Here is a 14,460-nt window from a genome sequence, read left to right on the forward strand (position 1 = left end):
AGCGACGGGGAGTCCACCACAGGGGACCAGCGTCTGCCAGCCTGCTCCGTGTGCTCATATGTAATTGAGCGGATGCCAAGACGGCACCCCGAAAGAGCCTAGCAGCGCCGTGATGATTCGGGTGGTTCCGACACGGCGCGACGAATACAGTGGCCTCATGGGCCTCATTCGTCGCACCAGTCACACGCTTCTCGCGTGCGCGCTGATCGGCGCCGCCGTCGCCCCCGCGCCCGCCTGGGCCTCGACCTCGTCGTCCGTCGTCCTCACCGCCGCAGCCGACGAGAACGACCCCGCCGTCATCGAGGTGAAAAAGGAGCTGGACGCCGCTGAGGCCTCCGCCGCGGCGGCATCGCGGCGTGCCCTCGACGCCTCCGCGGAAGCCGAGCGGACGCGCGTGCTCGCCGAGTCCACCGCCGCACGCGCCGAGGCCCTCAGCGCGCAGAGTTCGGCCGCCGACGCTGCTCTGGCATCCGCCCACGCACGCGCCGGGGCGAGCGCTGCTCGCCTCTACCGCACCACGGGCAACGGACCGCTCGTGGCCCAGCTGCTCACCAGCGCCGACCCCGACTCGCTCCTGGAGCGTCTGGGAATCCTCGACCGTGTCGCGACCCTGACGACGCGCGACGCCGGCGAAGCGCGGAGCGCGGCGGATGTCGCGACCTCGCTTCGAGCGCAGGCCGATGCGGCCCGCACCGAAGCCGCGCGCCTGGCGACGGAATCCGCGGCGACAGCCGCCACCGCCCAGACCGAGGCCGACACCGAGTCGCAGGCCGTCCAGTCGGCGCAAGCGCAGCTCGATGCCCTCTTCGCTCGACTCGCGGCCCTGCGCGAGACGACGGCTCAGCAGGAGCGCGAAGCGCGGTTGCGCGAGCAGACCCAACGCGAGGCGCAGGAGCCGGGTGGGAACGGCGGGGGCAGCAACAACAACAGCGGTGGCGGCGGAAACGGCAACGGCGGCGGCGGCAACACCAACAACGGCGGCTCCAACGACAACGGGGGCAGCGGGAACAACGGGGGCGGAAACAACGGAGGCGGCTCCGACAACGGAGGCGGCGGGAACAACGGCGGCGGGAACAACGGCGGCGGAAACAACGGCGGCGGCACCACTCCCCCGCCGACCGCACCGGCCGGCCCGATCATGAGCCCCGGCGAGGCGCGCGACTACGCCCGCGGCGCGATCCGCGGCTACGGATGGGGAGACGATCAGTTCTCCTGCCTGGTGTCCCTGTGGAATCGCGAGTCCGGATGGCGCGCCGACGCGCTGAACCCCTGGAGCGGTGCCTACGGCATCCCCCAAGCGCTGCCCGGCGAGAAGATGGCATCCGCGGGTCCCGACTGGCGGACGAACGCGGCGACCCAGATCGCCTGGGGTCTGTCGTACATCAGTTCACGGTACGGCGCGCCGTGCGGAGCGTGGGGCCACTCGGAGCAGACCGGCTGGTACTGACCGCGAGCCTGCGCCCGGTCCCTTCGACACGCTCAGGGACCTCCTTCGAGCCCTAGCCGGTCCCTTCGACACGCTCAGGGACCTCCCCCGCCGACCGCCGCGCGGCGAGGTGGCTGAGCCTGTCGAAGCCACCGGAACCTGCTACGACGTCCGAGCGCGCTCCCGGTCGCCGCGCGTCGGCAACTCGACATAGGCGGAGTGCTTCGCCGACACACCATCGCCGGCCGTGCGGCCACGGACCCGCCGCCACACCCACGGCAGTGCATCGCGGGTGATCCAGCCGCCGCGGGCCGGCTCGTCGTCGGCGTGCAGCGCCTCGTCGAGGCCGAGCAGCGCGGCCGCGTCGGGCACGCCCAGTGCCTCGGCGGCGCGGTAGGCGACCAGGCGGTGTCCGGCCGAGCGCAGGTGGACGAGGTCATCCGCCCACAGCGGGAGCTCGCCGAGCTCCGCCACGGCCTCGAGGTCGAGCAGGATCGCCCCCTGCTCGGCCGCGATGCGGCGCAGCTCGACGTTGTACGCCGAGAACCGGCGAGCGAAGAGCCGCGCGGCCGCGCGGTGCGGCAGGAAGGTCGTGACGAGAAGCACGTCGGCGCCCGTCCGGCGGACGGCACGCACCGCGGACTCGACCTCCGCGACGATCGCCGGAATCACGGGGTGCGGGCCGACGAGGTCGTTCGCGCCGATGAGGATCGACACGAGGTCCGGCTTCATCTCGAGCGCCGCGGGCACCTGCTCGTCGATGAGGTGACGCACGCGCCGACTGCGCACCGCGAGGTTCGCGTACCGGAACGGTCCGTCCTCGCTCGTTCCCGCGAGCAGCTCGGCGAGACGGTCGGCCCACCCGCGATACGCGCCCGACGGCATGCGCGACTGGTCGCACAGCCCCTCGGTGAGCGAGTCGCCCAGGGCGACGAAGCGCGTCCACCGGCCGCGGGCCCGGGATGCCACGGGCGCGGCCGGACGTCGAGCTCCGCGCACGAGCAGGCTGTCGTCGATCGCGCGCAGCGCCCGTGCCTCGCGGTAGTGCCCCACGAGGTCGTCGGTGAGCGCGGACCACGTGCGTCCCGCCACCGCGTCACGCGCGGCGCGAGAGAACGCCTGACGCTTGGACTCGTCCCCGACGAGGTCGGACACCCGCGCGCGCAGGTCGTCGAGGTCGCCGGGCCGGTAAAGCCACCCGTCCACGCTGGAGCGGACGAGATCGAGCGGCCCGCCCACGCCCGTCGCGACGACCGGAACGCCGCTCGCGAGGGCCTCCTGGATGGTCTGCCCGAACGTCTCGCTCTCGCCCGGGTGCACGAAGACGTCGAAGCCGGCCATGGCCCGCGCGAGCGTGTCTCCCGAGAGATGGCCGGTGAAGACGGCATCCGGAATCGCCGTCTGAAGGCCCGCTCTCGACGGCCCGTCGCCGACGATCACGAGGCGCGTGTTCGGCACGCCCGCGAGGGCACGGAGGTCGTCGACCTGCTTCTCGGGGGCGAGGCGTCCGACGTAGCCGATGATGCGTTCGCCGTTCGGCGCGACCTCGGCTCGCCAGGCGTCGTCGCGGTGGGCGGGCGCGAAGCGCACGGCATCCACTCCCCTGCCCCACCGTCGCAGCCGGTCGACGCCCAGGCTCTCGAGCTGGCGCATCGAGGCCGACGAGGGAGCGAGCGTGAGGGTGGCGCGGCGGTGCAGTCGCGCGACGTGTCCCTCGACGAGGGCGGTCGCGTGCGGAAGGCCGTACTTCTGCGCGTAGGCGACCACGTCGGTCTGGTAGACCGCGACGGTGGGGATGCGCAGGGCGTCGGCGGCGGCGAGACCCTGCCACCCGAGGACGAACGGGGATGCCAGGTGCACGACGTCGGGGTCGAAGTCGCGCAGCAGCGCCCCCAGGCGCGCCGCCCGGGCGAACACCACGCGGACTTCGGGGTAGGAGGGCAGCGGGACCGAACGGAGGAGTTCGGTCCGTGCGCCGTGCAGATCGGCGGTCACATCGCCGGATTTCGGGGCGATGACCAAGGTCTCGTGCCCCGCCTCGGCGAGATGGCGCAGCACGTGGAGAACGGAACCGGTGACCCCGTTCATGTGCGGAAGGAAGGACTCGGCCAGCAGCGCGACTCTCACGAGACCAGGGTGGGGCGCATCGGCCCGCCGCGGGGGCTCGCAGGTGCCGACGTTCGCGATGTTCACCGGATGCTCCGCTGGGCGTCACCACCGCGTGGGCGGGGCGTCTGGATCCACCGCGGAGAGTGACCGAATGGACGGGATCGATGCCTGGCTGCAGACGATCGCGGCGAGCCCTTGGGCCCTGCTCGGGATGGCCGTACTCGTGTTCGCGGACGCGTTCCTCGTCGTGATTCCGGGAGAGGCGGCGGTTACCGCGTTCGGAGCGCTGGCCGTGTCGCACGGGACACCACCCCTCGCCGGGGTGATCGTCGTCGCCGGCGCGGCCGCCTTCGCGGGCGACGCCGGCTGCTACCTCGTGGGGCGCACGGTGGGCGTCGAGCGCTGGGCGTGGATGAGGGGTCCGCGCGTGCGCGCCGCTCTCGATTGGGCGCGGGCCCGGCTCGAGCGCAATGCCGCCGTGGTGCTCTTCACCGCGCGGTTCGTGCCGTTCGCGCGGCTCGCGGTGAACCTCGCGGCGGGAGCGGCGCGGGTGAACCCGGTGCGGTACCTCGGGGTGGCCGCGCTGGCTGCTCTCGCCTGGGCGGCGTATCAGGCCGTCATCGGCGCGGTGGTCGCCGCGGTGGTGCCGGGTGGTCCGGTCGTCGCGGTGATCGTCTCGATCGTGGTGGCGGTGGGGATCGGTGTCGGGATCGACTTCGTGCTCGCCCGGCGGGCGAAGCGACGGGCGAAGCGGCGGGCGGATCTGCACGGCGGACGGTGACGGTCGCGGCGGGGCGCGGCCGCGGTCCCTCAGAATCGGATCGAAGCCGCGGAATCGGACCCGCGCGGCGGTTCGCTCCGATTCCGAGGAGTATCTCCGATTCCGCTGCACCGATCGAGGTCGCGGCTTCCACCGCGCGCCGCCGGGCGGCCACTCGCCAGATCGCGGGACGGATGCCGGCGGCCGGCGCCTCAGACGAGGGCGAGCGTCTGCTCCGCCGCCTCGACCAGCGCACGGCCGTACGACGGCCCGGGACCCGCCGCGTGCACCGCGAGCGGATGCAACTGGTGCAGCGGCACACGCTCTCGCCATCCGGCGCGGAGCGGACGCGAGCGGTCATACGCCGCGAGGATCCGCTCGAGGAACGGGCAGCCGAACAGCGCGAGCATCGCCAGGTCGGTCTCGCGGTGCCCGCCGTGCGCCGCCGGGTCGATGAGCACCACGCCCTCGGGCGACCAGAGGACGTTCCCCGTCCACAGGTCCCCGTGCAGGCGCGCGGGCGGCTCCTCGTCGTCGAACGCGCCCTCGGCGATCAGCCCGCACACGCGGCGCACGATCTCCGCACCGGATGCCGAGAGGTTCCCCGCCTCGACGGCGAGGGGGACGAACGGCTCGACGCGCTGGCGGGCGTAGAACGCACCCCAGGTCGCGGTGGGTCGGGCGGGCTGCGAGCGGCGACCGATGAAGATGTCGCCCTCCCACCCGGGCGGCGGGGAACCGAACGCGGCCGCACCGGCGGAGTGGGTCGCGGCGAGCGCCGCGCCGAAGGCATCGGCGGCCCGCTCCGCCGGCCTCGCGCCCGCGACGCGCTCGATGGCGATGCGGTCGTCCGCGACGTCGATCACCCGCGCGATGCGCGCCCCCTCGGCGGCGGCCAGCCACCGGAGTCCCGCGGCCTCGGCGGCGAAGAAGCCGGCGGGGGCGTCGGCCCGGGTCTTCACGTGCGCGTCCATCGCTCCAGTCTGTCGCGATGTCGGTGGCCCCGGGCACGATGGAGGCATGAGCGACGGCTACGACCCGGACTTCCTCGGCATCCCTCTCCCCCTGCCCGCACCGGCCGTGTCGGCGACCCGGCTCGATTACCCGAGGTTCTCGGTGCTGCTCGACGAGCAACGCCGATTCGCCGCCGTCACCGGCGTCGTCATCGACGGGGCCGGCCTCCGCGAACAGCCGCGCACGGGCGAGTGGCGCCTCGACCCGCGCGTGGCCGCCGACGCGCAGGCCGGCCCCGAGATCTACAGCCGCAATGATCTCGACCGGGGGCACCTCGTGCGTCGACGCGACCCCGGCTGGGGTTCGCCAGAAGAGGCTCGGGATGCCACCGAGGCGACGTTCTTCTACACGAACGCCGCTCCGCAGGCGGCGGGCTTCAACCAGTCGAAAGAGCTGTGGTTGGGGCTCGAGGACCACGTGCTGGCGTACGCGGAGACCACCGACCAACGCCTCGCGGTCTTCACCGCCCCGGTGCTCGGCGATGAGGACCCGCCGTATCGCGGCATCCGTGTTCCGCTGCGGTTCTGGAAGATCGCCGCGTGGCGCGACGGCGACGCGCTGGCGGCGGCGGGGTTCCTGCTCGATCAGACCGAGCTCGTCGACACGCGGCAGGGGCTGACGGTGCCGCCACTCGGGGCGTTCCGCACATTCCAGGTACCCGTCGCCGATATCGCCGCCGAGGCCGGTATCGACGTGGGTCCGCTCGCGGCGGCGGACACGTTCGTGCGACGCGGGATTCGTCCCGTCGCCGCGCGGGAGCTCCAGAGCCTCGACGACATCGTGTTGTGACCGTCCCCGCGCGCGAGCGCCCCACCCGGCTCAGGTGGAGCTCGTCGAAGCCACCCACGCTTCCCCGGCGGCCGCCGGACCGAGGTGGCTGAGCTTGTCGAAGCCACCGACGCCACACGACCCACCGAACCGAGGTGGCTGAGCTCGTCGAAGCCACCGGCGCGACGCGTCCCGCCGACCCGAGGTGGCTGAGCTCGTCGAAGCCACCGACGCCACACGACCCACCGAACCGAGGTGGCTGAGCTCGTCGAAGCCACCGGCGCGACGCGTCCCGGTCCCTTCGACAAGCTCAGGGACCTCGCCTGACAAGCCCAGCGACCTGCGTGACAAGCTCAGGGCCCGGCGTGACAAGCTCAGGGCCCCGACGCGAGAAGCTCAGGGACCCGGCGCGACAAGTCCAGCGACCCGGCGCGACGAGCCCCGGGCCCCACGCGCGACGTCAGCGCACGCGCACCGCGTGCAGGAGCGTGTCGATCGCGGCCGCCGCGTGGCCCCCGCGCAGTTCGGCATCCGCGCTCGTCCGGGTGAGGCGCTCGCACCGTTCGATGCGGAACCGCTCGTCGAGCGCGCCGCGCAGGAGCTCGGGCGTGTAGAGGATCGCGGGGTCGGCCGGGCCGTGGCCGCTCGCGGCGATGTTCTCGAGGTCGTGCCCGATGACCACCAGCGCTCCCCCGGGTTTCACCCACTCCGCCATGCGTGCGACGGCGACGGCGCTGTCCGCGAGGTGCAGGTAGCACGACACGACGAGATCCACGGATGCCACGGGCTCCCACTCGTGCACGTCGGCGTGCGCCCAGGTCACGGCGTCACCGCCCGCCCGGGCCGCGGCGAGCGCGAGCCCCTCGACGGAGAAGTCGATGCCGGTACAGACCCACCCGCGATCGGCGAGCCAGACCGCGGTGCGTCCATCCCCCGTGGCGACGTCGATCGCGGTCCCGGGTGTGAGCCGCGCGAGGATCTCCCGCACCGCGGCGGGCGGTTCGGCGGCCCAGACTCCCCCGGCGGAGGCGCGGTAGCGCTCGTCCCACTGCGCGGCATCCATTCGACTCCCTCTCGTCGCCCCCACCTTAGAACCGCGCGCGCGACCGCGGACAACGCATCGAAGTCGGAGATCCGTGCCGAGCTCGGAGATTTCGCGCCAAAAGGTCCGAGTTCGAGGTGAATCTCCGAGTTCGGTGCACCCTGGCGGGCCCGCGGACACGGCGAAGCCCCGCCACCACACGGCGACGGGGCTTCGAGAAAGGGCTACTCCCCCGACAGTCCGCCCAGCAGGTGTCCGAAGGAGCGACCTTCGCCGAGGTACGACGAGGGGTCGAACGGGTCGGCGTCGCGCACGGGCTCGCGCGCGGCGATGGCATCCGCCAACTCCCGAGCACCGCGGTCGACGCGCGAGCCGAGCGGGGCGACCTCGTCGGCGTTGGATCCCCAGTCACTGGATGCCGCGAACACGCCGGTCGGCACGGGGTTGGCGTGCAGGTACGTGAACAGCGGACGGATGGCGTAGTCGATCGCGAGCGAGTGCCGGGCCGTACCCGCGTTCGCGCCGATCAGCACCGGCGTCCCGGTGAGCGCCTGCGGGTCGAGCACGTCGATGAAGGACTTGAACAGGCCTGAGTAGCTCGTCGAGAAGATCGGCGTGACGGCGATGAGACCGTCGGCCGAGACGACCGTGTTGATCATCTGCTCCAGGGGCGCGGGTGCGAAGCCGGTGAGCAGGTTGTCGGTGAGGTCGTGGGCGTAGTCGCGCAGTTCGAACACGTCGGCCGTGGCCTCGATGCCCCGTTCGCGCAGCTCCGCCAGAGCGGCGTGTGCGAGACGGTCACCGAGCATGCGCGTCGACGAGGGGGTCGACAGGCCCGCGGTGACGACAGCGATGCGGCGAGCGGTCATGTCAGGCACCGACCTTCGCGGCGGCGGCACCGAAGGCGCTGCCGGGCTTCGCGGCATCCTGGTACGGGCTTCCGGACACCATGTTGTCGCCGCGGTTGGCTCCCGGGACGGCCTGGCGCGGAGCCGCACCGGCGTAGATCTTCTCCACCTGGTTGGCGTGCGTGGGCGCGTCGGGCACCTCCGCGGGGCGGTCCTTCTGCAGCTCCTTGCGCAGCACCGGGACGACCTCGGATCCGAGGATGTCGAGCTGCTCGAGCACGGTCTTCGTCGGGAGCCCTGCGTGGTCGATGAGGAAGAGCTGGCGCTGGTAGTCGCCGAAGGTCTCGCGCATCGCGGCGTACCGGTCGATGACCTGCTGCGGCGAGCCGACCGTCAGCGGGGTCATCTCGCTGAAGTCCTCGAGGCTCGGGCCGTGGCCGTAGACGGGCGCGTTGTCGAAGTACGGGCGGAATTCCCGCACCGCGTCCTGCGAGTTGGCCCGCATGAACACCTGGCCGCCGAGACCGACGATCGCCTGCTGGGGCGTGCCGTGACCGTAGTGGGCGAAGCGCTCGCGGTACAGCGTGATGAGGCGCTGGTAGTGCTCCTTGGGCCAGAAGATGTTGTTCGCGAAGAAGCCGTTGCCGTAGTACGCGGCCTGCTCGGCGATCTCGGGCGTGCGGATCGAGCCGTGCCACACGAACGGGGGCACGCCGTCGAGCGGACGCGGAGTCGAGGTGAAGCCCTGCAGGGGCGTGCGGAAGGTGCCCTCCCAGTCGACGACATCCTCGCGCCACAGCTTGTGGAGCAGGTCGTAGTTCTCGATGGTCAGCGGCAGACCCTGACGGATGTCCTTGCCGAACCAGGGGTAGACCGGGCCGGTGTTGCCGCGACCGAGCATGAGGTCGGCGCGACCGCCGGACACGTGCTGCAGCATCGCGAAGTCCTCCGCGATCTTCACCGGGTCGTTCGTGGTGATGAGCGTCGTCGAGGTCGTGAGGATGAGGCGCTCGGTCTGGGCCGCGATGTACGCGAGGGTCGTCGTGGGCGACGACGACCAGAACGGCGGGTTGTGGTGCTCACCGAGGGCGAAGACGTCGAGGCCGACCTCTTCGGTGTGCTTCGCGATCGTGAGGGTGTCCTTGATGCGCTGAGCTTCGCTCGGCGTCTTGCCCGTGGTGGGGTCCTGGGTGATGTCGCTCACCGTCATGACACCGAACTGCATTCCGGGCCAGTTGCTCGTCTCGCTCATGATGCGCCTCCTATTTGTATGCATCTGAATATACATGTCAGAACGCAGGACGCCGATCTTTATTCCGTCGTAGCCCATCGGCATCCTGAATCCACCCCCGTGGACCCTCGCTCGCGTGGCGATTATCGTCGCCCGGGATGACGGATGCCATGACCTCGCCCCCCACGACGACTCGAACCCCGTTCTGGGACAACGCCCGCTTCGCCGCGATCATCCTGGTCGTGTTCGGCCATGCGATCCAACGCCTGACGTACGACTCGGATGCCGCGGAGGCGCTGTACCTGCTCGTCTACGCATTCCACATGCCGCTGTTCGCGCTGGTCGCGGGGTACTTCTCCTCGTCGGCCGAGCCCACGCGTCGACGCATGGCGCGGCTGTTCACCGACCTGGTCGCGCCGTACGTGATCTTCGAGACGCTGTGGACGATCACGCAGTTCCTCGTAACGGGGAGGACGAACCTCGATCCGGCACAGCCGTCGTGGACGCTGTGGTTCCTGCTCGCGCTCGCGCTGTTCCGACTCGTGCTGCCGTACCTCGCGCTGCTGCGGGCGCCCGTGGTCTGGGCCCTGGTGATCTCGGTCGTGGCGGGGTACCTGCCGAGCATCGACTCGACGTTCTCGCTCTCGCGCTTCCTCGGGCTGCTGCCCTTCTTCACCCTTGGGTGGTGGCTCCGCGAGCACGACGTCGTCGCACGGGCGGGGCTGCTGGCCGCGCGGCCGCTCTGGCTGCGGGCTTCCGCGGCGAGCGTTCTGATCGGGGCGGGAGTCCTGGCATTCGTCTTCGTCGAGACCTGGCGCGACGTGCGCCTGGGGACGTGGTTCTTCTTCGTCGACGCTTACGCCGACCTCGACGCCCCGCAGTGGTGGGCGGGCGGTGTGCGACTGGCGATCATCGCGCTGGCGCTCGCGCTGATGGCGGCGTTCCTGCTGCTCATTCCCCGCCGCGGGACGTCGTGGACGCACCTCGGTCAGTACACGATGTACGTCTACCTCCTGCACACGTTCGTGCTCTACCCGTTCCGCCAGTCGGGCGTCCTCCGCGGGTTGGAGCCGATGTGGCTGTGGATCCCGGTGGTCGCCGTTGCCAGCGTCGCGATCGCTGTTGCGTTGTCGAGCCGCCCGATACGGCGCCTCACACGTCCCCTGGTGGAGCCCCGGATGCCGTGGCTCTTCCGCGACCGGGAGCTCGGCGCAGGCCGCGGGGCGCGGTAGCGCGGCGGCTCGCGCCGCACCCGGTGGCGCGAGCTCGGCGCAGGCCGCGGGGCGCGGTAGCGCGGCGGCTCGCGCCGCACCCGGTGGCTTCGACGAGCTCAGCCACCCCGCACGACCAAGGCCTCCGAGCCCGCCGAAGGTCCCTGAGCCCGCCGAAGGTCCCTGAGCCCGTCGAAGGAACCGAACCCCACCGCACGCGGTGGCTTCGACGAGCTCAGCCCCCTCCGCGCGTCGGCACGGCCCCCGCACGTTCGGGTCAGGAGCCCAGCAGCCCCGCCCCCACCGACGTCCCCGAGGCCGGAGCCGGAGGCACGGCCCACAGCCCGGAGCCGACGTGGCGGATGTACTCGCCCATGGCATCCGTCGACAGCGCCTTCTGCAGCGTGATGAAGCGGTCGGGGCTCTTCTGGAACGACAGGAAGAACAGCCCCGCGTTCAGTCGACCGAGGTCGGTGGTGCCGTCGACGAAGTTGTAGCCACGACGCAGGATGCGAATGCCGCCGTTGTTGTCGGGATGCGCCCGGCTCACGTGGCTCCGCGGGTCGATGCGCGGCTTGCCGCCGGCATCCGTCGCGCCGAAGTCGGGAGCGGTGAACTCGTCGCCACCCGACAGCGGTGCCCCCGCACCCTTGTCGCGGCCGATCACGCGGTCCTGCTCGGCGAGCCGCGTGCGGTCCCACGTCTCGATGAGCATCGCGATGCGACGCGCGACGAGGTACGACCCGCCCGCGAGCCACGCCGGACCCTCGGATGCCGAGACCCAGACGTTCTCCTCCAGCGCGGCCGTGTCGTCGGCGAGGATGTTCGCCGTGCCGTCCTTGAAGCCGAAGAGGTTGCGCGGAGTCGTCTGAGCGGCGGTGGTCTTCGATGTCCGACCGAACCCGAGCTGCGACCACCGGATCGTCGCGCGGCCGAAAGCGATCCGGCTGAGGTTGCGGATCGCGTGCACGGCCACCTGCGGGTCGTCGGCGCACGCCTGGATGCACAGGTCGCCGTCGGAGCGCAGCGGATCGAGGTCGTCGTTCAGGAACGCCGGCAACCGCTCGAGCCCGGGCGGGCGCTGCCCCTCGAGTCCGAAGCGGGCGTCGAAGAGCGACGGGCCGAAGCCGAAGGTGATCGTGAGGTTGCTCGCCGGGAGACCGACGGCCTCCCCCGTGTCGTCCGGCGGCGCGTCGGGCGATCCACCGAGCGCGCCGGTCGCACTGACGTCGAGCCCCTGCATCATGCGGGTGGCGGCGTACGTCCAGTCCGACAGCAACTCCGCGAGGTCGTCGCGGGTCGTGCGGGCCATCATGTCGTACGCCGCGAAGTGCAGGTGCTCCTGCACCGGCGTGGTGATCCCCGGCTGATGGATGCCGGATGCCGGGGCCGCGGCATCCATCACCCGTCGAGCCTGGTCCTGGCCGTAGGCGGCACCGCCGACGAGACCGGCGCCCGCGCCGACGACGAGGCTCGTCGCGCTCGCCCCGATGGCCAGGCCGATCAGATCGCGACGCGAGACTCCCGCGGCCGCCTCGGCGGCATCGGGACGCGCGGCTGCCGCCGAACCCGAGGGTCCGGCGGCAGCAGGGGTCTGTTCTTCGTCGCTCACGCTCACTCCAGGACGGTGACCGTCAGCTGCGACAGCGGCTCGGCCAGCGCGTTGATCAGGTCGGTGAACTGGCGCTTGTCGGCTTCGGTCAGCTGGGAGTAGGGGACGAAGCCCGCGTCCGCGGAGCCGTGGGCAGCGAGAGCGGCCTCGAGGTCGGCGTAGCCCTTGTCGATGCGCGTGACGAGCTCGGCACCCTTGTCGCCCTTGGATTCGGCGAAGTCGCGCACGAGCGAGAACGCCATCTTGGAGCCCTCGACGTTCGCCGCGAAGTCGTAGAGGTCGGTTCCCGACCACCAGTCCTCTTCACCGCTGATCTTGCCGCTCGCGACCTCGTCGAGCAGCGCGATCGCACCGTTCGAGATGCCCGCCACGCCCTGGGTGTCGAGCGCCTGGGTGAACTCGTCACCGTGGACGTAGTCGTACAGCTCCTGCACGTCGGACACGAGCTTGTCGCCGTGCGTCTTCCGCTCCTCCGGGGTCGAGGGGGTCCAGTCCTTCCACGCGGGCGTCTCGCCGTCGGCGTTCAGGGCATCCTGCGCGGGCACCCAGAGGTCCTTCTCGATGCGGTGGAACCCGGTCCAGTCGAGGCCCTCGGCCACGGCGTCGACCTCGCGGTAGTCGATGCGCGGATCGAGGTCACCGAGCGCCTCAGCGATCGGCTCGATGCGCTCGTAGTACGCGCGCACGCGGGGGAACTGCTCCTTCGCCGCGGCGTCGTCTCCCGACTCGTACGCAGCCGTGAACGTCTTCACGGCGGGGAGCAGCTGACCGACCTGGTCCTTGACGAACGCGGCGTAGAGGTCGACGGCCTGCTGCTTCTGCTCGGCATCCGGACCCTCGACGGCGACGGCGTCTCCGGTGACCGAGAAGCTGGCCTTGCCCACGCCGTCGCCGACCATGCCGGGCTTGCAGAGGGTGAAGTAGTCGCCGGGCTGAGCGACGACGGTGAGGTTGCGCGATGCGCCGGGGGCGATGTTCTCGACCTCGCCGACGATGCGAAGGCCATCGGATGCCAGCAGGTAGAACTCCGTGACCTGGTCGCTCTTGTTGCTCACGTCGAACGCGACGGTCCCGCTGGGCACCGAGGCGGACGAGACGGCGCAGCCGTCGTCGGTCGAGGTGACCGTGAGGGCTCCGGAGGCGGACGCGTCGGTCTTGGCGACGCAACCGGCGAGGACGAGGGCGGCCGCGCCGGCCACGGCCGTAGCCGCGAGGAGGCGAGTCGGGGTCATGATGCTCCATTCGGATGGGTGACGGATGCCGCGGCGTCGGGCACGCGAGCGGCGTCGGGAGAATCGGGGGCGGCGTTCGCCGCGGGGTCGTCGGCCGCGGGAGTCGGGGCGGGCGCCTTCGGGCGACGGTTCGCGCGCACGCCGCGCACGAACAGGGGCACCACCACCGCGATGTAGACCGTCCAGGCGACGACCTGGAGCCACGTCATCGCGGGCATGAAGCCGACGGTCGCCTGCAGGAGGGCGGCGAGCGGGCCACCGGGGGCGATCGTGTCGGACACGTCGAAGGCCCATCCGAAGGGGAAGCCCGCCCATCCCGTGGCGACTCCGCCGGTGACGGGGTCGAGCGTGGCGCCCGCGCCGAAGGGGCCGGGCAGCGCCCCGGCCTCCTGCAGATCGTGGAACGCGTAGGCGAGCACGCCGGCGGCGACCACGACCAGGAACCCCCCGGTCCAGGTGAAGAAGCGTCCGAGGTTCAGCCGCAGCATCCCGCGCGCGATCAGCCAGCCGAGCACGACGGCGGTGACGAGCCCGAGGAGCGCGCCGAGCAGAGCGACCGGGCTGTCGCCGAAGCCCTGCACCATCGACCAGAGCAGCAGGGTCGTCTCGACGCCCTCGCGTGCGACCGACACGAAACCGATGGCCACGAGAGCCCAGACACCGCCCTGGAGGGCCTTGTCGATCCCGCCCTCGAGCCCGGCCTTGAGCGTGCGCCCGGCGCGTTGCATCCAGAAGATCATCCAGGTGACCATCGCGACGGCGAGGAGGGACATCCCCCCGCCGAGGAGCTCCTGCGCTTCGAAGGTCAGCATGTAGGCGCCGAACGTGAAGATCGCGCCGACCGTGAGCGCCAGGACGACCGCGAGACCGACGCCGATCCACAGACGGGGCAGGGCGTCACGACGCCCGAGGCGCGTGAGATACGCGACCAGGATGCCGACGACGAGCGCGGCTTCGAGGCCTTCGCGGAGGCCGATGAGGAACGTGGCGAAGAAGCTGGCGAGCACGGGCGGAATTCCGACTTTCGGTTTCGGGGTGGGCGCCGCGGCACTGCGGGAAGGTAAGGGCAGCCTCACCTGACCTGGACACGATACGCAATTCGGTGGCCCGTTCGCACCCCGCCGATCGGCGGGGTTTGCTCCGCCGCGCCTCGGACGCACGTCTTCCGGCCCGCGGACGGGACGCGGCGCCGTCCGGCCCGGACGGT

General features: G+C 71.7%; 12 protein-coding genes. 4 read left to right on the forward strand and 8 right to left on the reverse strand.

Features of this window, described 5'->3' with window-relative positions:
- Positions 1–157: 157 nt before the first annotated feature.
- Entirely contained in the window at positions 158–1,447 is a 1,290-nt protein-coding gene (locus MTES_RS19790; RefSeq protein ID WP_231848126.1) for a hypothetical protein, read from the forward strand.
- 141 nt (positions 1,448–1,588) lie between these two features.
- Here MTES_RS19790 and MTES_RS01610 read toward each other — a convergent pair whose 3' ends face one another.
- On the reverse strand, positions 1,589–3,553 hold the full coding sequence (locus MTES_RS01610; protein ID WP_043361862.1) for a glycosyltransferase: 1,965 nt from the start codon (positions 3,551–3,553) through the stop codon (positions 1,589–1,591).
- Between the two features lie 133 nt (positions 3,554–3,686).
- On the opposite strand from MTES_RS01610, the gene MTES_RS01615 reads away from it, so the two are divergent.
- Complete coding sequence (locus tag MTES_RS01615; RefSeq protein WP_013583422.1) at positions 3,687–4,316, forward strand: DedA family protein; 630 nt, start codon at positions 3,687–3,689, stop codon at positions 4,314–4,316.
- A gap of 191 nt (positions 4,317–4,507) precedes the next feature.
- Here MTES_RS01615 and MTES_RS01620 read toward each other — a convergent pair whose 3' ends face one another.
- Complete coding sequence (locus MTES_RS01620) at positions 4,508–5,269, reverse strand: fructosamine kinase family protein (protein ID WP_013583423.1); 762 nt, start codon at positions 5,267–5,269, stop codon at positions 4,508–4,510.
- 46 nt (positions 5,270–5,315) lie between these two features.
- Between MTES_RS01620 and MTES_RS01625 the strand changes: the two genes are divergently transcribed.
- Positions 5,316–6,098, forward strand: a complete 783-nt coding sequence (locus tag MTES_RS01625) for a DNA/RNA non-specific endonuclease (RefSeq protein WP_043360888.1) — start codon at positions 5,316–5,318, stop codon at positions 6,096–6,098.
- A 439-nt stretch (positions 6,099–6,537) separates the two neighbouring features.
- Here MTES_RS01625 and MTES_RS01630 read toward each other — a convergent pair whose 3' ends face one another.
- From MTES_RS01630 to MTES_RS01640, 3 genes are all read right to left on the reverse strand, one after another.
- Positions 6,538–7,140, reverse strand: coding sequence for a class I SAM-dependent methyltransferase (locus tag MTES_RS01630; RefSeq protein ID WP_013583425.1), 603 nt, complete (start codon positions 7,138–7,140; stop codon positions 6,538–6,540).
- A 203-nt stretch (positions 7,141–7,343) separates the two neighbouring features.
- Positions 7,344–7,988 carry an FMN reductase gene (locus MTES_RS01635; RefSeq protein WP_013583426.1) on the reverse strand — a complete coding sequence of 215 codons (645 nt, stop codon included), beginning with the start codon at positions 7,986–7,988 and terminating at the stop codon, positions 7,344–7,346.
- Position 7,989: 1 nt separating this feature from the next.
- Positions 7,990–9,219, reverse strand: coding sequence for an LLM class flavin-dependent oxidoreductase (locus MTES_RS01640; RefSeq protein ID WP_043360890.1), 1,230 nt, complete (start codon positions 9,217–9,219; stop codon positions 7,990–7,992).
- Between the two features lie 137 nt (positions 9,220–9,356).
- Between MTES_RS01640 and MTES_RS01645 the strand changes: the two genes are divergently transcribed.
- Complete coding sequence (locus tag MTES_RS01645) at positions 9,357–10,430, forward strand: acyltransferase family protein (protein ID WP_231848128.1); 1,074 nt, start codon at positions 9,357–9,359, stop codon at positions 10,428–10,430.
- 256 nt (positions 10,431–10,686) lie between these two features.
- Here the strand turns inward: MTES_RS01645 and efeB are convergent, their stop codons facing one another.
- From efeB to efeU, 3 genes are read right to left on the reverse strand one after another with little or no spacing between them, the layout of a single operon-like run.
- Positions 10,687–12,021, reverse strand: coding sequence for an iron uptake transporter deferrochelatase/peroxidase subunit (efeB, locus tag MTES_RS01650; RefSeq protein WP_013583429.1), 1,335 nt, complete (start codon positions 12,019–12,021; stop codon positions 10,687–10,689).
- Positions 12,022–12,023: 2 nt separating this feature from the next.
- A complete protein-coding gene (efeO, locus tag MTES_RS01655) occupies positions 12,024–13,253 on the reverse strand; it encodes an iron uptake system protein EfeO (protein WP_013583430.1) in 1,230 nt (409 codons plus the stop codon).
- Positions 13,250–14,260 (reverse strand): iron uptake transporter permease EfeU, encoded by a 1,011-nt coding sequence (gene efeU, locus MTES_RS01660; RefSeq protein ID WP_013583431.1) that lies wholly within the window; start codon positions 14,258–14,260, stop codon positions 13,250–13,252. Before efeU ends, efeO begins: the two co-directional genes overlap by 4 nt.
- Positions 14,261–14,460 lie beyond the last annotated feature (200 nt).

This window comes from Microbacterium testaceum StLB037 (genome assembly GCF_000202635.1).
In the GTDB taxonomy this organism is placed as follows: Bacteria; Actinomycetota; Actinomycetes; order Actinomycetales; family Microbacteriaceae; genus Microbacterium; species Microbacterium testaceum_F.